At 62.1% G+C, this 21711-nt stretch carries 23 protein-coding genes; 11 read left to right on the forward strand and 12 right to left on the reverse strand.

Annotated features, from left to right (window positions below; all coding sequences use genetic code 11):
- Positions 1 to 199: 199 nt before the first annotated feature.
- Both QRN04_RS03245 and QRN04_RS03250 read right to left on the reverse strand, forming a co-directional pair.
- Positions 200 to 952 (reverse strand): SDR family oxidoreductase, encoded by a 753-nt coding sequence (locus QRN04_RS03245; RefSeq protein ID WP_284974713.1) that lies wholly within the window; start codon positions 950 to 952, stop codon positions 200 to 202.
- Positions 953 to 1059: 107 nt separating this feature from the next.
- Complete coding sequence (locus QRN04_RS03250; protein ID WP_284974714.1) at positions 1060 to 1785, reverse strand: beta-ketoacyl-ACP reductase; 726 nt, start codon at positions 1783 to 1785, stop codon at positions 1060 to 1062.
- A gap of 145 nt (positions 1786 to 1930) precedes the next feature.
- On the opposite strand from QRN04_RS03250, the gene QRN04_RS03255 reads away from it, so the two are divergent.
- Genes QRN04_RS03255 through QRN04_RS03270 form a run of 4 tightly spaced genes read left to right on the forward strand, consistent with a single transcriptional unit; the run spans position 1931 to position 4024 of the window.
- Entirely contained in the window at positions 1931 to 2428 is a 498-nt protein-coding gene (locus QRN04_RS03255) for a DUF3099 domain-containing protein (RefSeq protein WP_284974715.1), read from the forward strand.
- Positions 2425 to 2700 (forward strand): hypothetical protein, encoded by a 276-nt coding sequence (locus QRN04_RS03260; RefSeq protein ID WP_284974716.1) that lies wholly within the window; start codon positions 2425 to 2427, stop codon positions 2698 to 2700. The genes QRN04_RS03255 and QRN04_RS03260 overlap by 4 nt, the downstream gene beginning before the upstream one ends.
- Positions 2701 to 3567: an SURF1 family cytochrome oxidase biogenesis protein gene (locus QRN04_RS03265; RefSeq protein ID WP_284974717.1), complete on the forward strand. Its 867-nt coding sequence runs from the start codon at positions 2701 to 2703 to the stop codon at positions 3565 to 3567.
- Complete coding sequence (locus QRN04_RS03270; RefSeq protein WP_284974718.1) at positions 3551 to 4024, forward strand: YbaK/EbsC family protein; 474 nt, start codon at positions 3551 to 3553, stop codon at positions 4022 to 4024. Before QRN04_RS03265 ends, QRN04_RS03270 begins: the two co-directional genes overlap by 17 nt.
- A gap of 87 nt (positions 4025 to 4111) precedes the next feature.
- Here the strand turns inward: QRN04_RS03270 and QRN04_RS03275 are convergent, their stop codons facing one another.
- A complete protein-coding gene (locus QRN04_RS03275) occupies positions 4112 to 5710 on the reverse strand; it encodes an ABC-F family ATP-binding cassette domain-containing protein (RefSeq protein ID WP_284974719.1) in 1599 nt (532 codons plus the stop codon).
- Between the two features lie 304 nt (positions 5711 to 6014).
- Here QRN04_RS03275 and QRN04_RS03280 point away from each other — a divergent pair, with 304 nt between their 5' ends.
- Genes QRN04_RS03280 through QRN04_RS03290 form a run of 3 tightly spaced genes read left to right on the forward strand, consistent with a single transcriptional unit; the run spans position 6015 to position 8029 of the window.
- The gene (locus tag QRN04_RS03280) at positions 6015 to 6647 is read left to right on the forward strand and encodes a biotin transporter BioY (protein ID WP_284974720.1); all 633 of its coding nucleotides are present in this window, start codon (positions 6015 to 6017) and stop codon (positions 6645 to 6647) included.
- Positions 6648 to 6665: 18 nt separating this feature from the next.
- Positions 6666 to 7400 (forward strand): energy-coupling factor ABC transporter ATP-binding protein, encoded by a 735-nt coding sequence (locus tag QRN04_RS03285; RefSeq protein WP_284974721.1) that lies wholly within the window; start codon positions 6666 to 6668, stop codon positions 7398 to 7400.
- The gene (locus tag QRN04_RS03290) at positions 7400 to 8029 is read left to right on the forward strand and encodes an energy-coupling factor transporter transmembrane component T family protein (RefSeq protein ID WP_284974722.1); all 630 of its coding nucleotides are present in this window, start codon (positions 7400 to 7402) and stop codon (positions 8027 to 8029) included. Before QRN04_RS03285 ends, QRN04_RS03290 begins: the two co-directional genes overlap by 1 nt.
- A 109-nt stretch (positions 8030 to 8138) precedes the next feature.
- On the opposite strand, the gene QRN04_RS03295 is transcribed toward QRN04_RS03290, so the two are convergent.
- The 3 genes from QRN04_RS03295 to QRN04_RS03305 form a co-directional block, all read right to left on the reverse strand.
- Complete coding sequence (locus QRN04_RS03295; protein WP_284974723.1) at positions 8139 to 9650, reverse strand: right-handed parallel beta-helix repeat-containing protein; 1512 nt, start codon at positions 9648 to 9650, stop codon at positions 8139 to 8141.
- A 335-nt stretch (positions 9651 to 9985) separates the two neighbouring features.
- On the reverse strand, positions 9986 to 11203 hold the full coding sequence (locus tag QRN04_RS03300; RefSeq protein WP_284974871.1) for a thiolase family protein: 1218 nt from the start codon (positions 11201 to 11203) through the stop codon (positions 9986 to 9988).
- The gene (locus tag QRN04_RS03305) at positions 11187 to 12617 is read right to left on the reverse strand and encodes a class I adenylate-forming enzyme family protein (protein ID WP_284974724.1); all 1431 of its coding nucleotides are present in this window, start codon (positions 12615 to 12617) and stop codon (positions 11187 to 11189) included. The genes QRN04_RS03300 and QRN04_RS03305 overlap by 17 nt, the downstream gene beginning before the upstream one ends.
- Positions 12618 to 12678: 61 nt before the next feature.
- Between QRN04_RS03305 and ypfJ the strand changes: the two genes are divergently transcribed.
- Positions 12679 to 13584, forward strand: a complete 906-nt coding sequence (gene ypfJ, locus QRN04_RS03310) for a KPN_02809 family neutral zinc metallopeptidase (RefSeq protein WP_284974725.1) — start codon at positions 12679 to 12681, stop codon at positions 13582 to 13584.
- A 63-nt stretch (positions 13585 to 13647) separates the two neighbouring features.
- Here the strand turns inward: ypfJ and QRN04_RS03315 are convergent, their stop codons facing one another.
- Genes QRN04_RS03315 through QRN04_RS03340 form a run of 6 tightly spaced genes read right to left on the reverse strand, consistent with a single transcriptional unit; the run spans position 13648 to position 18811 of the window.
- Positions 13648 to 13980 (reverse strand): metal-sulfur cluster assembly factor, encoded by a 333-nt coding sequence (locus QRN04_RS03315; protein WP_284974726.1) that lies wholly within the window; start codon positions 13978 to 13980, stop codon positions 13648 to 13650.
- A gap of 13 nt (positions 13981 to 13993) precedes the next feature.
- A complete protein-coding gene (gene sufC / locus QRN04_RS03320) occupies positions 13994 to 14779 on the reverse strand; it encodes a Fe-S cluster assembly ATPase SufC (protein ID WP_284974727.1) in 786 nt (261 codons plus the stop codon).
- A 42-nt stretch (positions 14780 to 14821) separates the two neighbouring features.
- Complete coding sequence (locus tag QRN04_RS03325) at positions 14822 to 15178, reverse strand: non-heme iron oxygenase ferredoxin subunit (RefSeq protein WP_284974728.1); 357 nt, start codon at positions 15176 to 15178, stop codon at positions 14822 to 14824.
- 20 nt (positions 15179 to 15198) lie between these two features.
- The gene (gene sufD, locus QRN04_RS03330; RefSeq protein ID WP_284974729.1) at positions 15199 to 16512 is read right to left on the reverse strand and encodes a Fe-S cluster assembly protein SufD; all 1314 of its coding nucleotides are present in this window, start codon (positions 16510 to 16512) and stop codon (positions 15199 to 15201) included.
- A gap of 2 nt (positions 16513 to 16514) precedes the next feature.
- The gene (gene sufB / locus QRN04_RS03335; protein ID WP_284974730.1) at positions 16515 to 17990 is read right to left on the reverse strand and encodes a Fe-S cluster assembly protein SufB; all 1476 of its coding nucleotides are present in this window, start codon (positions 17988 to 17990) and stop codon (positions 16515 to 16517) included.
- A complete protein-coding gene (locus tag QRN04_RS03340) occupies positions 17990 to 18811 on the reverse strand; it encodes a helix-turn-helix transcriptional regulator (protein ID WP_284974731.1) in 822 nt (273 codons plus the stop codon). The genes sufB and QRN04_RS03340 overlap by 1 nt, the downstream gene beginning before the upstream one ends.
- Before the next feature lie 121 nt (positions 18812 to 18932).
- Here QRN04_RS03340 and QRN04_RS03345 point away from each other — a divergent pair, with 121 nt between their 5' ends.
- Genes QRN04_RS03345 through QRN04_RS03355 form a run of 3 tightly spaced genes read left to right on the forward strand, consistent with a single transcriptional unit; the run spans position 18933 to position 21626 of the window.
- Positions 18933 to 19898, forward strand: a complete 966-nt coding sequence (locus tag QRN04_RS03345; RefSeq protein WP_284974732.1) for an ABC transporter ATP-binding protein — start codon at positions 18933 to 18935, stop codon at positions 19896 to 19898.
- Positions 19895 to 20659 carry an ABC transporter permease gene (locus tag QRN04_RS03350; RefSeq protein ID WP_284974733.1) on the forward strand — a complete coding sequence of 255 codons (765 nt, stop codon included), beginning with the start codon at positions 19895 to 19897 and terminating at the stop codon, positions 20657 to 20659. The genes QRN04_RS03345 and QRN04_RS03350 overlap by 4 nt, the downstream gene beginning before the upstream one ends.
- A gap of 22 nt (positions 20660 to 20681) precedes the next feature.
- Positions 20682 to 21626 carry a COX15/CtaA family protein gene (locus QRN04_RS03355; protein WP_284974734.1) on the forward strand — a complete coding sequence of 315 codons (945 nt, stop codon included), beginning with the start codon at positions 20682 to 20684 and terminating at the stop codon, positions 21624 to 21626.
- Positions 21627 to 21711: the final 85 nt, after the last annotated feature.

Raw genomic sequence — 21711 nt, forward strand, 5'->3', positions numbered from 1 at the left:
GCAACCACAGCGATGGCGCATTGGAGAGTCAATCAGATCACGGCGACAAACGCAAAGGCAGAAAGGCGAAACAATAATTTCTAATTCGTGACGCCGAATGCCGAGTTTTTTATTAAATTGTCACCCAACGTAAAAGCAGAGCGGCCCGGGACATCAGTCCCAGGCCGCTCTGCTACTTCCGTTAAGTTCGGAGTCTGTCCTACTGTGCGGCCTGGCCGAAGTAGTCAGCACCTCCGACGTACTCGGTGTGTCCGGATTCGACGTCGGCGGTGACCATCTTGGCGACCTCCGCGGCGAATTCCTTGACTGAGTACAACTTTCCGGCCTCGGCTCGCCGTGCTTCAATGGCACCCGGGTTGGAGCGGTCCAGCAGAGTGGCTGTCACCGTTCCCTCGATCATGTCGCCGGAAACCACCACCAAGGAGATTCCCTTGTCCTCGAGCTGAGGCAGAAGGTCGCGCAGTGCATCCTCGCCCGCCCGCTTGCTCTTCGCAACGGGCTCGTACTCAGGCATGGTGGGAACGGATTCCACAAAGTGGGCTTGGTGGCTGGTGACGAACACGACCCGCGAACCTTCCGGCATGAGTGGGACAGCCGCGTTGAGCATGTTGACTTGTGCGTCGCGGTTCAGCTTGAGGGCGTAGCCCTCTTCCATGCCCGTCTCCATGCCGCCGGATGCATTCAAGACCAGGACGTCCAGGGAGCCGAATTCTTCCATAGCCTTGCTGGCGAGGGCGTGTACGCCCTCGTCGGTTGTCAGGTCCGCACCAACGGCCGCAGCACGGCCTCCCGCTGCCTGGATTTCCGCCACTACTTTGTTGGCGCGTGGCGCTTTTTGACGGTAGTTCACGACGACGGCGGCACCCTCAGCTGCCAGGAACTTGGCAACTTCTGCCCCGATTCCGCGAGAGGACCCCGTCACGATCGCGGTCTTGTGTTCCAGCTTTCCCATTCATGCTCCTTTTGTTCACTACATCCAAAAATCGTGGCCTGATCTCCATCATGCCAGCGGCTTGGATGAAATCCGTTGTAGGGCCCGGACAAAAACCGCTATCGGAGCTAGTGGCCCATTCCGAGACCGCCGTCAACCGGGATTACGGCACCGGATATGTAGGCGGCTTCATCGCTGGCCACCCAACGAACCACGTTGGCTACCTCGGACGCTTCGGCGAACCGGCCTGCCGGCACATTCGCCAAGTACGATTTTTGCGTCTCTTCGGGCAGTTCAGCTGTCATATCAGTGTTGATGAAGCCGGGGGCCACAACGTTGGCGGTGATGCCGCGGCTGCCGAGTTCGCGTGTCAGGGAGCGGGCAATGCCAACCATCCCGGCTTTGGAAGCTGAATAGTTAATCTGGCCGGGCGCGCCGTACAGGCCGGAAACCGAAGAAATGAGCACGACGCGACCTTTGCGCAGGCGGATCATTCCCTTGGACGCGCGCTTGATAACGCGAAAGGCGCCGGTGAGGTTGGTGTCCAGAACGGAGGTGAAGTCGGCCTCGCTCATCCGCAGCAACAGCGTGTCCTTGGTGATGCCGGCATTTGCCACCAACACTTCAACAGGACCGTGTGCCTCTTCCACCTTTTTGAAGGCCTCATCGATGGACGCCTCGTCGGTAACGTCGGCCTTGACGCCCAGGATTCCTTCAGGCAGTTCAGTTTCACTGCGGTAAGTAACCGCCACCTTGTCCCCGTTGGCCAGGAATGACTCGGCAATGGCCAAGCCGATGCCGCGGTTACCACCGGTGATGAGGACGCTACGCCCGTTGGATACTGCTTCAGACATGCTTGGACTCCGGATTCTGCGGCAGGCATCCGCCACGATGAAGAGGGATTTTTCTGTTTCGATCTTATCCGCAGCGCCCGCCCGCCGCGGATAGCAGCCGTGGTTTGGGTGCTCACGGCCTTGGTGAGAGAATTGGGGGAAGCCTTTGGAGCGTGATGATTCAGCTGTGACACAAGAAGACAGTCCCCTGCAGCATGCGCCCGGGGATCCGGATGCCGTATCCGGGGACCCGGAGGTGCACAGCATTACCGATGCCGCCGCCGCGCACTCGGAAGACATGCGGGATCGCATGATCAAGTACGCCGTCGCTATGGGAATCCGCATGGTGTGCATCATCCTGATCTTCGTGGTGGACGGCTGGTTCAAAATCATCGCGATCGCAGGGGCAGTCTTTCTTCCGTGGATTGCCGTGGTTATCGCCAACGGCAGCGACAAGGCGGAAGTTCCCAGCGATTCCCTCCTGGAATACCTCCCGGTTCCCGAGATCGAAGGGCCGGCCACCCATGTCGGGACGCCCCCAGAGGAAGGACCGACGGTCCTTCAGGGCGAAGTGGTGGACGAAGAGCCGCCAACCCCGGAAGCCCCGGACGTGCGCTCCGGCAACCCGCCCCGAAAACCCAACAGCGAGGAGGCGACGTCATGAACATCCTCAACCTTGGTGGTGTGGGATCCCCCCAACAGGATTCAAGGAGCACCCCCGGCCCTGCCCTGTGTGCCCGCAAAGGGTGCCGTGCCGGCGCCACGTGGCAGTTGCTCTGGAATAATCCCCGCATCCACACTCCCGAACGCCGTAAGGTCTGGTTGGCTTGCGAAGAGCACCGGGAATGGCTGGAGGAATACCTGAAGACACGGGCACTCTGGAAAGAAACCCAGCCTTTTAAAGTTGTTGAAGCACCATCGAATGAGGCCGGCTGAATGTACCGTTTCCTTTTCTCCAGCAAGTGGCTGGGGTACTTCGTCTTGGCTGCCGTCTTCGCCACGGGATGCGTGCTGCTTGGCCGGTGGCAGATGGACCGCCGCGCAGAAACCCTCGCTGAGATAAACCGCGTGGTGACCAATTACTCAGCCGCTCCCGTCCCCTTTCCCCAGGTGAAGAACCAATTCACGTCCTTGGATCCGGAGCGGGAATGGACGCAGGTCGAGCTAAGAGGCAGCTATGACGTCGCCGGTGAACGTGTGGTTCGAAACCGTCCCCTCAACGGGCAACCTGGCTATGAGGTTGTTGTGCCTTTCCGCTTGACCACCGGAGAAGCTGTGGTGATTGATCGTGGCTGGCTACCCATCGGCAACAAAACGCCGGGCCACCCCGACACCATTCCCGCGCCACCGAGTGGACAAGTGACGGTGGTCGCCCGCCTTAAGGCTTCGGAACCCAATTTGGACCGAGGCTCCGTGGAAGGCCAGCTCGCGTCCATCGACCTCCCCACTTACGCCAGTGAACTCCAGTACCCCATAGCGACGGGAGCTTACGGACAACTGGCCAGCGAGACCCCCAGCGTGCATTACATGCCCGCGCCGTTCCCCAAGCCCGAAACCGACGAAGGGACCCACCTCTCCTATTCGTTGCAGTGGTTTGCGTTCGGCGTCCTGATGTTCATCGGCTTCGGATACGCCGCGCGCCAACAGGCCCGCAATGCGGCGATTGACGCGGAAGAAGATGAAGACGACGAGATCATCGCTGCGGGCGGACTGCCCAAGCGCAGGGCTCCGGCCCCTCGAAAAAATAAGCGGCCCACCGCCGAAGATGAGGAAGATGCGATCCTGGATGCCCAAGGTTACTGATCCTGTAGAAAACGTCAGGCTGGCACTTAAGGCAGCCGGCGCACCGGACACAGTCAGGATCTTCGAGCACGGCGTTCCGACGGCGGCAGCGGCGGCAGCCGTTCTCGGGTGCGACGTTGCAGCCATCGCAAACAGTCTTGTGTTCGAGCTCTCCGGCCGTCCCCTGCTGATCCTCGCCAGCGGCGCGGCCAAGGTGGATACCGCGCTTGTGGCCGATCAGTTGGGGCTCGGCCGGATCCGCCGGGCCGGTCCGGATTTCGTCCTGGAACATACGGGCCAGGAAGTTGGCGGAGTTGCCCCGGTGGGCCACCCGGGCCCCATCCGCACCGTTCTTGACGCCTCCCTTGAGCAGTACCCGCTGCTGTGGGCCGGAGCCGGTGACCACAACGCCATGTTCTCCATCAGCTATGAGGAACTCGCACGGATCACCGAAGCCGAGCCGCTCAGGGTCCGCTGAACTCAGGCTCCGCTGAAGTAAGAGGCCGCTGAACCAAGAGCCCGCTGAACCAAGAGCCCGCTGAACCAAGAGCCCGCAGCGGCGGCGCTAGGCCAACGTGATGAGGTCGAGGTAGTCCTCGTTCCAGTGGTCCTCCACCCCGTCTGGAAGCAACACCACACGCTCGGGGTTCAGGGCTGAGACCGCGCCTTCGTCGTGGCTGACCATCACGACGGCGCCGCTGTAGTTTTTGAGCGCCCCCAGAATTTCCGCGCGGCTTGCGGGGTCGAGGTTGTTGGTGGGTTCGTCCAGGAGCAAAACGTTGGCACTGGAGGCCACGATGGTGGCAAGTGCCAGACGTGTCTTTTCACCACCGGACAATACGCCCGCAGGCTTCTCGACGTCGTCTCCCGAGAAGAGGAATGAGCCCAGGATGCCCCTAACCTCCGCATCCTTCATGTCCGGGGCGGAGGAGCGCATGTTCTCAAGAACGGTACGGTCGACGTCGAGCGTTTCGTGCTCCTGGGCGTAGTAACCGACCTTCAGTCCGTGCCCGGGGATGATTTCGCCGGTGTCCGGTTTGTCCACTCCGGCAAGCATGCGCAGAAGAGTGGTCTTGCCGGCACCGTTGAGGCCAAGAATGACCACCTTGGACCCGCGGTCGATCGCCAAATCGACGTCGGTGAAGATTTCAAGGGAGCCGTAGGACTTACTGAGGCCTTCAGCGGTCAGCGGTGTCTTGCCACACGGCGATGGATCGGGGAAGCGCAAGGCTGCCACCCGGTCATTCTCGCGCACTGCCTCGAGGCCGCTCAGAAGGCGCTCAGCTCGCTTGGCCATGTTTTGCGCAGCCACGGCCTTTGTAGCCTTGGCACGCATCTTGTTGGCTTGGTCAATAAGTACTTGGGCCTTCTTTTCGGCGTTGGCACGCTCGCGCTTGCGCGCACGCTCGTCCGTCTCGCGCTGAAGTAGGTAGCGCTTCCAGTCCATGTTGTAGTAGTCGATCTGCGCGCGGTTGGCGTCAAGCAGGAAGACCTTGTTCACCGTGGCTTCCAAGAGATCCGTATCGTGGCTGATCACGATCAGGCCGCCTTGGTGATTCTTGAGGAAGTCGCGCAACCAAGTGATGGAATCGGCGTCGAGGTGGTTGGTGGGCTCGTCAAGAAGGAGCGTCTCAGCGTCCGAATACAGGATCCGCGCCAACTCCACGCGGCGGCGCTGGCCACCGGAGAGCGTCTTCAGCGGCTGGTTGAGGAGCCGATCGGGCAGCGCAAGGTTGGAGGAGATGGCGGCAGCTTCGGCCTCTGCCGCGTAACCGCCGCCGGCCAGAAATTCCGTTTCCAAACGGTCATAGCGGTTCATGGCCTTACGCTGAACCGCTGCGTCCTCGCTCGCCATGTCCTCGTGGGCCTTCTTCAGTTTCCCGACCACCACATCCAGGCCCCGCGCGGAGAGAATCCGGTCCCGGGCAAGCTGTTCCATGTCCGGAGTCCGGGGATCCTGCGGCAGGTACCCGATCTCGCCGCTCCGGGTCACTTTTCCGCTGGCCGGGAGGCCCTCACCTGCAAGGACTCGGGTGAGGGTTGTCTTGCCGGCTCCATTGCGGCCAACCAACCCGATCTTGTCCCCCCTGTCCACCCTGAAGTTCACCTGGTCCATGAGCAGGCGTGCGCCGGCGCGGAGTTCAAGATCCTGGACGGTAATCAATTCGGGTGATGCCTTTCAATGGGGAACGCCTGCGGAACCGGTGGGCCGGGTGAGTGAGGCGGGTACGGCCGTAAGAACAGCCTTACCAAGTCTACCGGCACCCCGGACGCGCGCATGCATCCGTCGAAAGGGGGGGGCTGGTGCGGGCCATGCGGGCCGGCAAGGAAGGCAATCTGTGCCAAGGGCCAAACAATTCCCCTTCCGTATTGTGGAGAGGCTCCAAAAAACCCCACCCCCATGCTCCCTATCCTCGATATCAGGGGGAACCCGCCCACATCACCCGCATCATCCCGATAGGACCATCATGAACGCCACTGATTCTCCGACAGCTTCCACCCCGTCACTGCAGCGGGGCGCCCCTTCGAGGAAGCGTTGGACCGCAACCGACATCGGGCTCATTGCCGTCTTCGCGGCCCTCGTGGCTGCGTCGGCGGTTGTTCCCGGAATTCCCGTGGGGGCGCTTGGAGTGCCCATCACCTTGGTGACCCTGACCGTCATGCTCAGTGGCCTGGTCTTGGGCCCGGGCCGTGGGTTCGCCGCCGTCGGGCTGTATGTCCTCCTTGGACTAGCGGGCTTGCCGATCTTCAGCGGTGGCCGCAGCGGCCTTGGGATTCTGGCTACGGCGTCGGCCGGTTACATCATCGCGTTCCCGCTGGCAGCAGCGGCCACCGGTTACTTGGCCACTCTGGTCATTCGCCGCACGTCCAAGGTTCGCGCGCCGTGGCTGTTCGTGGCAACGATGATCAGCAGCGTCCTGATCATCCACGGATTGGGAGTGCTGGGCATGATGGTCAACGCGAAACTGGACTTCAGCAAGGCTGTCCTGGCCGATCTTCCCTTCTACCCCGGTGACATCCTGAAGAACGTCTTGGCAGTGATCATCGCTGTGTCCATCCACAAGGCGTTCCCGGACGTCTTGCTGCGCCGGGTCAAGTAGAGCTGGAACAATTACCCCATGGACTCCATTTGTATGGACCGCGTCTCCGTGCGGGTCGCCGTGGACGGCGGTGATGCTCCAAAAACCCTTCTCCACGAGGTAACGCTTGACCTGCCCGAGCGACGCATCGGTGTGATCGGCGCCAACGGTTCCGGGAAGTCCACTTTGCTCCGGCTTTTGAACGGCTTGGTTGAACCGAGTGAGGGCACCGTGATGGTTCACGGTCAGGACACTGTTTCCGCTGGGCGCCGGGTCCGTGGGAACGTCGGATTCGTGTTCACCGACCCCTTGTCCCAATTGGTGATGCCGACAGGGCGCGAGGACGTCGAGCTTTCGCTGCGCCGGACGGTGAAGAGCCGCAAGGAAAGGACAGCCCGCGCCGAAGCCGTCCTCGACCGGTTCGGGCTCCTGGGCCTCGCCGACCAAAGCATTTACGAGCTCTCCGGAGGTGAGCGGCAATTGCTGGCCCTGGCTGTAGTCCTGGCTGTTGATCCTGCCGTGCTGGTCCTCGACGAGCCGTCCACCCTGCTCGACCTCAGGAACCGGGAACTGCTGCGGACCACGATCGCTGGGCTGGAACAACAGGTGGTCATGTCCACCCACGACCTCGACCTGGTGCTGGACATGGATCGGGTGCTGGTGGTGGATTCGGGACAGATAGTTTTCGACGGCGGCGCGGTCGCCGCCGTCGGGCATTACCGGCGGCTGTGTGCGTCGTCCTTGGCCAATGGTCGGCTCGGCGGGAGGCAGTGATGAGGGGCCACGGTTACCTGATGGGCAACTATGTGCGTGGTCACTCGTTGGTCCACCGGGCTCCCCTGTGGCTGAAGTTCATCATGGTGGCTGCCTGCGGAATGGCGTCGTTCCTCATCGTCGACTGGCGGGTGTCCCTGCTGGTTTTCCTGGTGATCTGCGCCTTGTTCCTTGCCGCCGGGGCCGGCATCCGGCGGCTTCTGCGTGCAGTCTGGACAGTTACGCCCGTCCTCTTGGCCATCGGGCTGTTCCAATGGTGGCAGCTGGGCGGACCCACGGCAGCCCGAATCGTGTTGAACGTCTTGGTCTGCGTTGTCGCCGCTGCCGTACTCACAGCGACCACCCCCATGCAGGATCTCTTGGACGGCGTGGCGTCCTTGGCCAAGCCGTTCCGAAGGCTTGGCGCTGATCCCGAACGCTTCGCGCTGACCATCGCAGTGATGCTTCGAAGCATCCCCTATATTGCTGGTGCCTTCGCCGACGTACGGGATTCAGCGCGCGCGCGGGGACTCGACCGCAATCCCAGGGCTCTTGTCCTACCTGTGTTCATCAGCACGGTGGCGTACGCCCGGCAGACTGGGGATGCACTGACAGCCCGGGGACTCGGCGAACCGGAGGACCGTGAATGAAAGCGCGAAGCAGAAGGACCGTCTCATAACGGCGTATCCGGCCGTGGTGACCAGCCTCTTCGGCCAGGCCCCGCAAGCCACGCGAGGACTTTCGGGGGCGCGGACGCGGTTAGGGCGCGCAGGCGATATTCGTCAGGCCTAGCTTCGCGGCACTGCTTTCGCATGAGACGATGGTCCCGAGGGCCGCGGACTGGACCCAGACTTCATAGCCCGGCACCCCATCCACCACAGAATTACCGGAAAAGTGGTTGTCGCGGCCCCAGCCGGGCACCGCACTGTGGATCTGGAAGGCGTCGAGTTTCGTCTTCGAGCCGCTGTTTCCGGTGACGGTGTAACCGTTTCCCTTGACGTCCACCCAGGAGTCGGCCGAGTTGACACCCGAGTAACCGGCGTTGGAAAACACGTTTCCTACAATCGAGCCGCCTGTGGTGCCTTCTTTGATATCGACGCCCTCTGCCGGCGTGTTTGATATTCGGTTGTTCTTGACCATCACCCGGTCCGAGCGGTCCGGTACCGAGGATGAACCCATGGTGGAGGCCCAGTTACTTGCGGCGCTACCGGCGTAAATGCCTTCCCCATACCCCGGCTGTGTCAGACCCGTGTCGTGGATTGTCGAATCGACGATGGCGCTGTCGCTGCTGTTTTTGCGGAAATGCACGGCCTCACTGCCGATATTTCCGACGTCGACATTGCTGATGACGGTGCCTTGCGAGCCGTCCAGGACGATTCCCTTGGCGGACTGCGTGACGGCGATTCCGGAGATCCGCCACTGGCTTCCGGTGACATGAAGGCCATAGCCGGATCCGACGTTCCCGGTGGTAAGGACCGCGGCACGCGACCCGGTAAGTGTGATGGGAGCGGACGCCGTACCCGACGCTGATGCGTCAAAGTTCCCGACATACGTGCCATCGTTCAGATGGATTGTCTGCCCGGGCTGGGCACTGGACAAGGCCGCAACCAACTCGCTCGAAGTTGAAACGTTCACTTGCCCCGTGGTCGAAGCAACGGGGGCCGGTGTGCTGCCAGCGGAGGTGGGCGCGGAGCCGGATGTGGGCGCGGTGCCGGATGTGGGCGCGGTGCCGGAGGTGGGCGCGGTGCCGGAGGCGGGCGCGGTGCCGGAGGCGGGCGCGGTGCCGGAGCTGGGGGCCGTGCCGGAGGCGGGCGCCGGTGCTGAGACTGCGGTCTGTCCACGTCCGGCAGCAGTATCGGCGGTGAACGATGCTTCGGTTTTATACTGCCCGTTCAGATCCCAGCGGGCTTCAAGCTCGTGGTTCCCAGGTGTGGCATCCACAGTCCAATTGTAGGGCCACATGTTGTCCTGCCCGAGATACTTACCGTCCATCTTGAACTTCACCGTCGCTCCGATCGGGGCATTTACCGCCACGGTCAACTTGCCACTGGGCTGGAACGAGCTCCTGAGCGTCAAGCCTTTCACTGTCAGATCCGGGACCGCCGTCGAGGAGGGTGAGGCGGGGGTCGCGGCCTGTGCCGACGGAACACTACTAAGCATGGAAACAATGAGGGCGGCAGCAAGCACACCTCCCCCGCCAAACGTACGCGGCGCTGTCCGCGTTACGGATGGAATCAGGAAAGAGGAGGTGGTTGAATGACGTGGAAGCATGAATAAGCCTTCGTTCGATGCACGGAGGACCGCTGGGGGCCCGGCCAAGTTTGTCTTGGCGCGCCGGATTTCCGGGTTTTTTGGGCGTATGTCCGTCCCACTAAACCACAACCTCCACACGCGGGGCCAATTCTACGTCGGCGAACCCAGCGAATGCGGCAGGCTTGCACCGTGTCGGGGGCCGTCATTCTGCGCACCGCTAGCAGGGCACCAAATCTCTTTCCCCCGGCTTTCGGGCCACGTGTGTTTTGGGCTGAATAGGACCGGGCAGGTCGTCACTTGCAGCGGTCGCCGCGCAGATTTCGATCAGTCCCTGGCATCGCCGGGCAGGAGCGCTAAAAGAGCGCATATTGCAGCAAAGCCGCGGTACCCATGCCTCCCGCGCTGCTGATCATCGCCAATCCCAGGGCCAGTTCGCCGGACTCGTCGTTTCGGCTCCGCGCTTGTGCCAGAAGTCTGGTCACCAACACGGCGCCGGACGCTCCGTAACCGTGGCCCAACGCCAAAGCGCCGCCCTCCAGGTTGGCCCGAGCAGGATCAATACCAAGGTGTTGCAGGCAGGCTATGGTCTGGGAGGCAAAAGCTTCGTTGAATTCGCAGACGTCGACGTCCGCGCCCGAAATCCGGTGTGTCGCCAGAAGCCGTTCGGCTGCATGCGCGGCGCCTATTCCCAGGAGCTTCGGGTCCACGCCCTTGGTATCGCAACCGAGCACCATCATTCCCTCCGCCGCCCCAAGCTCACGTGCCCGCTTGAGGGAAGTGATCACGACGGCGGCCGCGGCGTCCGCGTCGAAGCATGAGTTACCTGCGGTGACTGTCCCACCGGGGACAAACGACGGCGGAAACCGCACCATAAGTGCTGAAGTCAGCGACGGCCTGGGGCCGTCGTCCGCATCCACAAGACGGCCCGCTACCGGCGATAGCAGGGGTACGATTTCCCCTGCAAAGCGACCCGCGGACGAGGCGTCAATGGCCCGTCGGTGGCTCCGAAGCGCGAACTCGTCCTGCCGCTCCCGGGTGATGTTGAATTCCTCGGCAACGTTCTCAGCCGCAACGCCCATGTCAGGATCCCCGAAGCTTTGGGGAACGAAATTGGCCCTCGCGTAGAAGTCGAGGCTCCCGTCCGGATTTCGGTAGGCGCGCGCTGGAGCCGTGCTGATGCTTTCAACTCCGCCGGCCAGGAACAGCGGATCGCCGCCACCGGCAACCAAGCGGGCTGCCAAGGCAATAGCATCGAGCCCCGAACCGCACTGCCGGTCGACGGTAACGCCGGGGACGGTGACCGGCAGGCCTGCTGCAAGCGCCGCAAATCGTGCGAGGTTCCCGCCACCGCCCACAGCGTTCCCAATAATCACGTCGTCTACTTGGGCAGGGTCCACCCCCGTGGTATCAACTAACGCCCGCAGGACGGGCGTCAGGAGTTCCGGTGCCCGGAGGTGCTTCAGTTGGCCATTCGCGCGGCAGATGGGGGTGCGCAAGGCAGCGATGATGACCGGTTGCCGCGACGGGTCGTCCGCGATATCGGAGGAAGGTGTGCTAGCCAAGTGGGACAGCCCTGGGGTCGTGGTTCTTGATCCAGTCCAAGAGGACGTTGCGGCTGATCTTGCCCCGGTCTGTCATGGGCAGCTCGGAGAGCACGTAGTACTGGACCGGCCGCTTGTCCCTAGGCAGCAGGCCGTCCAACCCCGTCCTCAGTTGTGTGGCCGTAACCGCACCATATGCGGGGACGACGCCGGCAACTACCTTTTGGCCGCGGATGTCATCGGGCGCACCTGCAGCGATTGCGGTGTCGATGCCTGGAACCGAGGCAAGGGCCAGTTCCACTTCATGGGGATAGACGTTTTTTCCGGCGGTGATGATCATGTCCGACTGGCGCCCCAGCATATTGAGGATGCCGTTCTTCACAAATCCCTGGTCTCCCACTGTGTACCAGCCATCGAGGCAACGAAGGGCGTGACCGTCGTCTCCCCACAAGTACCCGTTGCTGACCATACCGCTCCGGACGCAGATGTTTCCGTGTTCACCGTCCAAAAGTGGCCGGCCGGCGTCGTCGAGAATCTTCAACTCAACACCGGGGAACGGCGAACCGATACCGGTTCCTCCGGCGTCGAGGGGCCTGCCGGCCGGGAGCTCGGTTCCCGAAACGAAACTGAGTTCGGATGCGCCGTAGTACTCGAAGATGGCGGCGTTGGGTGCCCAGCGGCGTGCCGCTTCCAAGGTCCGCGCGTCCAGCTTGGAGCCAGCGCATATGATGCTGCGGACGCCGGAGGCATCCACTCCCCCTGCCAGCCCCCGCTCACTGAGCAACCTGAGCATGGTGGGCACCAACACCAAACGGGTGATCCCATCATGGCTGATGGCCGCGTGCGCATCTCCCACGTCGAAGGACTCCAACGTATGGAACGCGGCCCCGGCATAAAGACACTCCGACAACGCGTAAAGGTTCAGGCTCGCGGACAGGGGGCCGGGGGCTAATGTGCGGTCCTGTCGGGTTAGCCCGAAGAACGCGATCGATGCATCGAAAGAGACTTGCCAGGAGCGTCGTGACCGCGTGAAGGCTTTGGGCATCGCCGTGGTTCCGGATGTCAGGCCCACCAGAAAAGTGGTGGATGGGTCGCCATCCATCAAGGTGCCTGCTGGCAGACCGGTGGGCTCTGCGCCGCCCGGCTTTTTCCGGACAGTGGCCGGGGCGTCCACCAATCGAAGGCTGACTTCGTCAATCAGTGCCTCGGGCCATTCCGGGTCCAGGACAGCGCACCGCCGTTCACCCGAAACGGCGGCGACGTAGCGTTCAATGAAGTCCACGGAATTCCGCTCGGCCAGGATTGTGGTGGCCTTGGCATCGATGGCAAGCACAGAGGCGGCATCGCGCAGGTCAGCCCAAGTGCGCCGGGCGTTCCCCACAACGACGGCGGTGTCGTAGGGGTGCTCGTCAGCCCAGAGTTGGAGTTTGTTCAAGAATGGCATCGTGTCGATTTTACGGTAGCCCCGGGCATTCAACACTGAAAGTGACGTCTATTGTGGCTGTATGAGCTTCAATGACGGTGCACAACTTGATCCCTCCCAAGTGGAAGACCGTCGTGGCGGCGGAATGGGCCGTGGAACCAAGATCGGTGGTGGGATTGGCGGCGGGATCGTCGTCATCATCCTTGCCTTACTGGGCTTCAACACGAATATCCTCGGAGACCTGTCAGGAACGGGAAGCCAGCCACCTGCCCTCGACGCCGGTAGCTCCGGTTCGGCACTGCAACAGTGTAAAACCGGGGCGGATGCCGATAAGAGGCTGGACTGTAGGATCACGGGAACCGTCAACAGCCTGAACGCCTTCTGGCCCGCCTATCTGGCTGACTACAAGGTGAAGTATCCGCGGCCGAAGGCTGTCATCTTCAGCCAAGCCACCACCACTGGCTGCGGGCAGGCCACCACGGATGTCGGTCCGTTCTACTGCCCGGCTGACTCAACCGCGTATTTCGATCCTGGTTTCTTCGATGAACTGGTCACGCGATTCGGGTCCTCGGGCGGACCGCTCGCCCAAGAGTACGTTGTTGCCCATGAGTTCGGGCACCACGTTCAAAGCCTCATTGGCACTTTGGACAAGGCACAGCAAGACCCGCAAGGACCGGCATCCGGCAGCGTCCGCGTGGAACTCCAAGCCGATTGCTTCGCCGGGATTTGGGTTGAGCATGCCGCAACCCAGAAGGATCCGGCAACCGGGAAGCCTTTCCTGGATCCGGTGACCCAACAAGACGTGAAGGACGCACTGTCCGCCGCGTCCGCCGTCGGCGATGACCGTATCCAGAAGGCCGCAACAGGCAAGGTCTCCCCCGAGTCCTGGACCCACGGCTCCAGTGCACAGCGGCAGAAGTGGTTCTATCAGGGCTACACCACCGGTGACATCAATAAATGCGATACCTTCGGTGTGGCAACGCCGTAGCCTGCGGGGAGGCACAAAAAATGGTTCCAGGCATGATGCCTGGAACCATTTTTTGTGAAGTCATCAGATGTTGAAGCCGAGGGCCCGCATCTGGTCCTTGCCGTCGTCGGTAATCCGCTCGGGACCCCAAGGCGGCATCCACACCCAATTCAGTCGCCACTCATCGACCACGCCGTCCAACGATTTGCCCACTTGCTCTTCAAGCACATCGGTAAGGGGGCAAGCCGCCGTAGTCAGCGTCATGTCGATCAGGAGAGCACCATCCTCCTCGGAGTATTTCAGCCCGTAAAGAAGGCCCAAGTCCACAACGTTGACCCCCAATTCAGGGTCAATCACGTCCTTGAGCGCTTCCTCGACATCCTCGAGGTTGGTGCGCGCGGCTTTGATTTCGGTCATAAGGGGATCCTAACTAGGCCTGCACAGCAGGGGCAACAGCTACGCCCGCACCCGGGGCGTAACGGTCGTAGCCCTCTTCTTCAAGGCGGTCCGCAAGCTCGGGGCCGCCCTCTTCAACAACCTTGCCGTCAACGAAAACGTGGACGAATTCCGGCTTGATGTAGCGCAAGATCCGGGTGTAGTGGGTGATGAGCAGAGTGCCCATGTTGCCCTCTGCATGTGCTCGGTTGACGCCTTCGGAGACGACCTTGAGTGCGTCGACGTCGAGGCCGGAGTCGGTCTCATCGAGGATGGCGAACTTGGGCTTGAAGAGCTCGAGCTGAAGGATCTCAACACGCTTCTTCTCGCCACCGGAGAAGCCTTCGTTGACGTTGCGCTGGGCAAAGTCGGCGTCAATGCGGAGCTGCTGCATGGCAGCTTTGACATCCTTGGTCCAGGTACGCAGTGCAGGCGCTTCGCCGTCGATGGCGGTCTTGGCGGTGCGCAGGAAGTTGGTCATGGTGACGCCGGGAACTTCCACCGGGTACTGCATGGCCAGGAAAACGCCTGCGCGGGCGCGCTGGTCGACGCTCATCGCGAGGACGTCTTCGCCGTCCAACGTGATGGTTCCGCTGGTGACGTTGTAACGGGGGTGTCCGGCGATGGTGGAGGCCAAGGTGGACTTGCCGGAGCCGTTGGGCCCCATGATGGCGTGGGTCTCGCCGGTCCTGATGGTCAGGCTGACGCCCTTCAGGATTTCCTTGGTGCCCTGCTCCGTCTCGATGCTGACGTGCAGATCCTTGATTTCAAGAGTAGACATGCTCTTCTTTCTTCCGTTCGTAAGTCTGGCGGTACTGGGCGCTCAGTAGTGATCTACCGAGGCGCCGTTCACAACGTTGGTGACATCCACATAGACGTCGTCGCCATCAAGAGTGACGGCAAAAACGGCGACGGGGTCAAAGGCAGGGAGCTGGAGGGGTTGCCCGCTGCGCAGATCGAACTGTGAACCGTGTCCCCAGCATTCGATGGCGCAGCCTTCAACCTCACCTTCGGACAGTGAGATGTCCGCGTGCGAGCAGGTATCGGCGATCGCATGGATTTCACCCATGGAGTCCTTCACGATCGCTACGGGGTAGTCACCGATGAGAACTCGCAGCGCCTGCTTGACCTGGATGTCATTGGCGTTGCATACCAGCTCGCCCTTGGATTCTTCGCTCATTGTCCTTATACCTGACTGTTTCAGTTGTCCGTCGCGGCGAGCTCGCGCTCTACGGCTGCGGTGAGGCGATCTTCGATGGCCGGAACCTTGATCTGCTGGATGATTTCGTTGAGGAAGCCACGGACCACCAAACGTCGCGCAACCTTTTCGGGAATGCCGCGGGCCATCAGGTAGAACAGGTGCTCGTCGTCGAACCGGCCGGTGGCACTGGCATGGCCCGCGCCCTCAATCAGACCGGTTTCGATTTCGAGGTTGGGCACCGAGTCAGCGCGCGCGCCATCGGTCAGCACCAGGTTCCGGTTGGCCTCGTAGGTGTCTGTGCCTTCGGCTTCCTTGCGGATCAGGACGTCGCCTACCCACACAGTGTGCGCGTTGCGGCCTTGAAGGGCACCCTTGTAGAGAACGCGTGACTTGCAGTTGGCCACCGCGTGGTCAACGAAGAGCCGCTGCTCCAGGTGCTGCCCTGCATCAGCGAAGTACAGGCCAAACATTTCGACGTCGGCCCCCGGCGCAGTAAAGCGGGTGGACGGCGTGATGCGGACAAGGTCCCCACCCAAGCTCACCACGATGTGCTTGAACTTGGCATCGCGGCCGATCTTGGCTTGCTGGGCCGATGCATGGACGGCGTTGTCAGCCCATTCCTGCAAGGAAACAACCGTGAGTTCGGCACCGTCTTCGACGAGGATTTCAACGTTCTGCGAAAGCACAGCCGTGCCCTGGTGGTCCAGGACAACGACGGCCTTGGAGAAGCGCTCCGCCACGATCACAATGTGCTGAGCGGCCGGCGACTCGAGGGTACCGGTCACCAAGACAGTAACCTCGCCCTCAGCCTGCAACTCGGCCGGAATGGTGACCACGGTGGCTTCTGCGAAGTTTTCCCACGCGTTAGCGGAAACGCGGTCCTCCGGGATCGCTGCCTGCCCGATCCGCTTGTCATCCCGGCCAACGGTTTCAACCACGACGCCGGCCGGTGCCGTGACACTGACAGCCGGAGCTGCGCCGTTGAGGACCTCGGTGTGGAGGCCCCGCAAGCGCTTCAGCGGTGTGAAGCGCCAGTCTTCCTCAAGGCCGTTCAGCGGCTTGAAGTCAGCCACTTTGTAGGAGGTGAGGCGGCCCGCACGGGAGCTATCGGGTACGCCGACTCCGCCCCCGTGCGAATGGCTCTTGGCGGAAGCGCCAGCGAGCGGGCCAGCCGAAGGCTGCTCCGACGTCGTGCTGGTGTTCGTTCCGGTGTTTACGGGCGAAAGGTTCTCGCCTTCCTCGGTGAAGCCGTTGATAAACGGCTGTGCTGAGGGGGCGCCGATGCGCGCCTTTTCAGTAGTGATATCAGTCATTGTTAACCGACGGACCCTTCCATCTGCAATTCAATCAAGCGGTTCAACTCAAGGGCGTATTCCATGGGAAGCTCACGGGCGATCGGCTCGATGAAGCCGCGCACGATCATGGCCATGGCCTCGTCCTCAGGCATGCCGCGGGACATCAGATAGAAGAGCTGCTCTTCACTGACGCGGGAAACAGTCGCCTCGTGACCCATGACGACGTCATCCTCGCGGATATCGATGTAGGGATATGTGTCCGACCGGGAGATGGTGTCCACCAGGAGGGCGTCACAGCGCACGGTGTTGGCCGAGTGCTTGGCGCCTTCGCGGACCTGGACCAAACCACGGTAGGCCGCGCGGCCACCGCCGCGGGCCACTGACTTGGAAATGATGGAGCTCTTGGTGTTCGGCGCGATGTGCACCATCTTTGAACCCGTGTCCTGGTGCTGGCCCTCACCGGCGAAAGCGATGGACAAGGTCTCACCCTTGGCGTGTTCTCCCACCAGGTAGACGGCCGGGTACTTCATGGTCACCTTGGAACCGATGTTTCCATCGATCCACTCCATGGTGGCGCCCTCTTCGCAGATGGCGCGCTTGGTCACCAGGTTGTACACGTTGGTGGACCAGTTCTGGATGGTGGTGTAGCGGACGCGGGCGCCCTTCTTCACAATGATTTCCACAACGGCCGAGTGCAAGGAGTCGGAGGTGTAGATCGGAGCCGTGCAGCCCTCGATGTAGTGAACGTAGGAATCTTCATCGGCGATGATCAGCGTACGTTCGAACTGGCCCATGTTCTCGGTGTTGATACGGAAGTAGGCCTGCAGCGGGATGTCCACGTGTACACCCTTGGGCACGTACACGAACGAGCCGCCGGACCACACGGCCGTGTTCAAGGACGCGAACTTGTTGTCACCAACCGGAATGATGGTGCCGAAGTACTCCTGGAAGATCTCCGGGTGTTCCCTCAAAGCGGTGTCGGTGTCCAGGAAGATGACGCCCTGGGCTTCGAGGTCCTCGCGGATCTGGTGGTACACGACCTCCGATTCGTACTGCGCTGCGACACCCGAGACCAAGCGGCTGCGCTCAGCTTCCGGAATGCCAAGCTTCTCGTACGTGTTCCGGATGTCCTCCGGCAGGTCTTCCCACGTTGCTGCCTGCTTCTCGGTGGAACGCACGAAGTACTTGATGTTGTCGAAATCAATGCCGGAAAGGTCCGCGCCCCACGTGGGCATGGGCTTCCGGTCAAAGTACTTCAGGCCCTTGAGGCGCAAATCGAGCATCCACTCGGGCTCGCTCTTCTTCGAGGAGATGTCACGAACGACGTCCTCGTTGAGGCCACGCCGGGCATTTGCCCCGACGTCGTTCTTGTCCGCCCAACCGTACTCGTAGTTTCCGATACCGTGCAGCTCGGGATTCTTCTCCAGAATCTCCGAGATCACGGTGCCGTCAGCAATCGCTTGCGCTGCTGTTCCTTCAGCTATTTGACCCGTCATTACGGCCTTTCTTGCTGGTTGTTGGATTCCTGGTACGGGCTGCTGGGCTGCACGGCGGTGCCGAGGGGCACCCTGGCAGCCAAGCGCCCGGTAGGTATATGGGTGGTGCACACGTGGCCGCCTTGGGCGAGCGTGGAGAGCCGGCGGACGTCTACTCCGACCAGCCGGGAAAACGCCTTTGTCTCAGCGTCGCAGAACACCGGAAACTCAGCGGCCAGCTGCTGGATGGGACAGTGGCCCTGGCATAGCTGGACGCTGGACAATGCTGCGGGCAGCGGGGCTTTGGCCTCTATGGAGTGGGCAGAGGCGACGTAGCCATCCCGGCTGAGCGCTTGGGACAACGCGTTGGCGCGGGATGTGATGTCTTCCCCTGCAGCCTCCACCTCCGGCGCGTAGCGCTGTTCCAGCTCAGCAAACCGCTCTTCGGCGTACTCCCGGACGGCTTCCGTGCCGGCAATGTCCTGCAGCCGCCTGAGGGCCGAGCTGGCAATGTTCAGGTAGTCGTCACCGAGTTTGGACTGTCCCCGGGAACTGAGTACGTATCGCCTGGCCGGCCGACCGGCGCCCGAACCCGCCCTGGCCACTCGCTTGACCTCGATGACACCGCTGCGTTCAAGGTGATCGAGGTGACGGCGGACAGCGGCCGGTGTAAATCCGAGAAGATCTCCGAGTTCAGCGGCGCTCACGGGGCCATTTTCAAGCACGGCACTCAGGACGCGGTCTTTAGTGCGTTCTTCTGCGTCCGGCAGCACGGGCGAAGACACAGCTGCCTCCGGTGCTGCAGCATGCCGCTTGGAGGGCATGGATAGTGGACTGCTCATGGAATACACAACACAATCATGTCGTAATTTGTTTCCGAGCTCCAGTAAGGCAAGACTGACCTTGCTCCGTGCAGAGCCTGTCCGCACAATGTGACCCTACTACTTCGCGTAGAATACTTTGGTGCGATCCCCCGAATCCCCTGTCCTCACCATTGACGGACTCATTAAGGATGTTGGACCCCTGGCTTCCCTTGACGGCAAAATGCTGCGGGTGGTCAGTGGGCTGTCCTTGGTGGCCGAGCGCGGCCAAGTGACAGCGCTTTTGGGAGCCAACGGTGCTGGCAAAACCACCACGCTTGAATGCGCCCAAGGCGTCCAAAAGCGGACCGGCGGTTCCATTTCCCTTCTTGGCGCCGATCCTGACACCGCTGGAGCTGAACTCCGATCCCGAGTTGGGGTCATGCTCCAGGACGGCGGCCTCCCGCCGTCGGCCCGTCCCATTCCCCTGCTGCGCCACGTGGCGGGAATGTACCAACGCCCAATGGACGTCGATGCCTTGGTTGACCGGCTCGGCATCTCCCAATTCAGCAAAACCAGCGTCCGCCGGCTCTCCGGTGGACAGAAGCAGCGGTTGGCCCTGGCCGCCGCCCTGGTAGGAAATCCCGAGATCCTGTTTCTCGACGAACCCAGCGCCGGTCTGGACCCGCAGTCGCGGCAGATGGTGTTTGACCTGATCGCCGAGCTTCGCGACTCCGGCATGGGCATCGTCCTCACCACCCATTTGATGGACGACGCCGAACGCCTCGCCGATTATGTCTACATCATCGACGGCGGACACAACGTTGCCGAGGGAACGGTGGCCGAGCTCCTGCAGCACGACCACTCCGCAGACACGGGCGTCACCGATCGCACGCTGTATTTCGACGCCGTAGCCGGGCTGGACTTCTCCACAGTACTCAGGGCCGGCCTTGAGGTGGCCGAGTCCCGCCCGGGAAGCTACTCGCTGAAGGGCGTCCTGACGCCAACTGACCTGGCGGCATTGATGGCATCGCTGGCCGAACGGAACATCATGCCCGCATCACTGCGCCTTGAGGCCCGCAGCCTTGAAGACGTGTTCCTGGACATTTCCGGAAGGGACCTCCGATGAGCAAGCTACTTTCTCCAAACGCCGGGCCCGCTTCACTTCTGCAAAGAATCCTCCAGCAAGGCCGATACGAAACCGTCGCCATGCTGCGCAATGGCGAGCAGTTGATCCTGGCCATTGTCCTGCCCCTGATGGCGCTGGTAGGCCTTGCGGTGACGCCGCTGCTGGACGGGCTGGGTGCCTCACGGGTTGACATCGCCACTCCCGGAATCCTCGCGCTTTGCGCAATGTCCACAGCTTTCACGGGACAGGGCATCGCCACCGGATTTGATCGGCGCTATGGCGTCCTCCGTTTCCTGTCTACCACCCCACTCGGCAGGGGCGGCCTCATTGCGGGCAAAATTCTTGCGGTCCTCGTGGTGCTCTTCCTGCAGGTTGTGATCGTGGGAACTGTTGCAGGCATGCTGGGCTGGCACCCGCGCCTGGACGGCTGGCTTCCAGGTATGTGCGTGTTGGTGCTCGGCGCAGCCGCGTTCACCGCGCTGGGGTTGCTCGTTGCTGGAACTGTCAGGCCGGAGGCAACACTCGCGATCACCAACCTTCTGTGGATTCTCTTAGGGGCACTGGGCGGCATCGTGGTGCCCGCCGAGCGGCTTCCACCCCTAACGCAGGACATTGTCCACTTCCTGCCGTCCGGGGCGTTGGGCCTGGCTCTCCGGGATTCCTTCCTCTCCGGCGCAGCACCCCTGTCCGCCGTACTCACCCTGCTGCTGTGGACGGTGCTCGCCGGCGCCGCAGCCATCCGCTGGTTCAAGTGGAACTAACGATTTCAGAATTGAGAAAACTGTGACCACGGCATCGCGATTCCCTAGAACCGTTCAGCGGCTAGCGTCCAAACTGCCCACGGAAGTCAATACTGCCGTCCGGCGCCTGGCCCTGCTGTCACTGATAGGACAAACCGTGCTTGTGGTGACAGGAGGGGCAGTGCGCCTCACGTCCTCAGGCTTGGGCTGCCCTACCTGGCCCCGTTGTACCAACAATTCCCTGGTCAACACCCCTGAGATGGGCATTCACGGCTTCATCGAATTCGGCAACAGGCTACTGACCTTCGCGCTGGCCGCCGTCGCCGTCTTCCTGTTGGTGTACTTGTGGAAGCTCCGCAAGGAGCGCCGGGACCTTTTCCTCCTCGCCCTTGGGCTCTTGGCCAGCATCCCTGCCCAAGCGATCATCGGCGGGATTACGGTGTTGTCCAATCTCAACCCTTGGGTGGTGGGCCTGCACTTCCTGGTGTCGATGGCCCTGGTGGTCATCTCTACGCTCCTGGTCAATCGGGCCTACGGCCGGACGGGGCGGTTCAAGAACCGGTTGCTCGTTGATTTGCCCGGTGCGGCGCGGCCGGTCATGGTGGCCGTGGCTGTTTGTTCCGCCATCGCCGTGATGCTCGGCGTCATCGTGACTGGCGCCGGCCCGCATGCCGGGGACGCCAATGCGCCCCGCAATGACCTCGACTGGGACTTCGTCTCGCATCTGCATGCGATTCCTGCCTACCTCATTACCGCAGGAAGCCTTTTCGCGGTGTACCTCGTGCTTCGGCGCAGGATCACCGGCCCGTTCCGCACCGCGACCTACCTGTTGCTCACTGTCACGGTCCTGCAGGCCGTCATTGGCTTCACCCAGTACTACAACGGGATTCCTGCCCTGCTCGTGGGCACCCACATGCTGGGCGCTGCACTCTTGATGATTGCGTCCACGAACGCTGCTGACCTCGCGACGGATAGCCCGCGCCGCTAGCGGCGGATCAACTGGGCGGGATCGGCCGGGACGCCGCCACCGCCGCCTAGGCCGCCGACAACGTGCCGCGCAACAGGCCCGCACC

It is taken from the genome of Arthrobacter sp. efr-133-TYG-104, assembly GCF_030208915.1.
Taxonomy (GTDB): Bacteria; Actinomycetota; Actinomycetes; order Actinomycetales; family Micrococcaceae; genus Arthrobacter.

Coding starts and splice junctions, on each gene's coding strand:
- QRN04_RS03245 (WP_284974713.1), bottom strand. CDS start 952: ATGGGAAAGCTGGAACACAAGACCGCGATCGTGACGGGGTCCTCTCGC.
- QRN04_RS03250 (WP_284974714.1), bottom strand. CDS start 1,785: ATGTCTGAAGCAGTATCCAACGGGCGTAGCGTCCTCATCACCGGTGGT.
- QRN04_RS03260 (WP_284974716.1), top strand. CDS start 2,425: ATGAACATCCTCAACCTTGGTGGTGTGGGATCCCCCCAACAGGATTCA.
- QRN04_RS03265 (WP_284974717.1), top strand. CDS start 2,701: ATGTACCGTTTCCTTTTCTCCAGCAAGTGGCTGGGGTACTTCGTCTTG.
- QRN04_RS03270 (WP_284974718.1), top strand. CDS start 3,551: ATGCCCAAGGTTACTGATCCTGTAGAAAACGTCAGGCTGGCACTTAAG.
- QRN04_RS03280 (WP_284974720.1), top strand. CDS start 6,015: ATGAACGCCACTGATTCTCCGACAGCTTCCACCCCGTCACTGCAGCGG.
- QRN04_RS03285 (WP_284974721.1), top strand. CDS start 6,666: ATGGACTCCATTTGTATGGACCGCGTCTCCGTGCGGGTCGCCGTGGAC.
- QRN04_RS03290 (WP_284974722.1), top strand. CDS start 7,400: ATGAGGGGCCACGGTTACCTGATGGGCAACTATGTGCGTGGTCACTCG.
- QRN04_RS03295 (WP_284974723.1), bottom strand. CDS start 9,650: ATGCTTCCACGTCATTCAACCACCTCCTCTTTCCTGATTCCATCCGTA.
- QRN04_RS03305 (WP_284974724.1), bottom strand. CDS start 12,617: ATGCCATTCTTGAACAAACTCCAACTCTGGGCTGACGAGCACCCCTAC.
- ypfJ (WP_284974725.1), top strand. CDS start 12,679: ATGAGCTTCAATGACGGTGCACAACTTGATCCCTCCCAAGTGGAAGAC.
- QRN04_RS03315 (WP_284974726.1), bottom strand. CDS start 13,980: ATGACCGAAATCAAAGCCGCGCGCACCAACCTCGAGGATGTCGAGGAA.
- sufC (WP_284974727.1), bottom strand. CDS start 14,779: ATGTCTACTCTTGAAATCAAGGATCTGCACGTCAGCATCGAGACGGAG.
- QRN04_RS03325 (WP_284974728.1), bottom strand. CDS start 15,178: ATGAGCGAAGAATCCAAGGGCGAGCTGGTATGCAACGCCAATGACATC.
- sufD (WP_284974729.1), bottom strand. CDS start 16,512: ATGACTGATATCACTACTGAAAAGGCGCGCATCGGCGCCCCCTCAGCA.
- sufB (WP_284974730.1), bottom strand. CDS start 17,990: ATGACGGGTCAAATAGCTGAAGGAACAGCAGCGCAAGCGATTGCTGAC.
- QRN04_RS03340 (WP_284974731.1), bottom strand. CDS start 18,811: ATGAGCAGTCCACTATCCATGCCCTCCAAGCGGCATGCTGCAGCACCG.
- QRN04_RS03350 (WP_284974733.1), top strand. CDS start 19,895: ATGAGCAAGCTACTTTCTCCAAACGCCGGGCCCGCTTCACTTCTGCAA.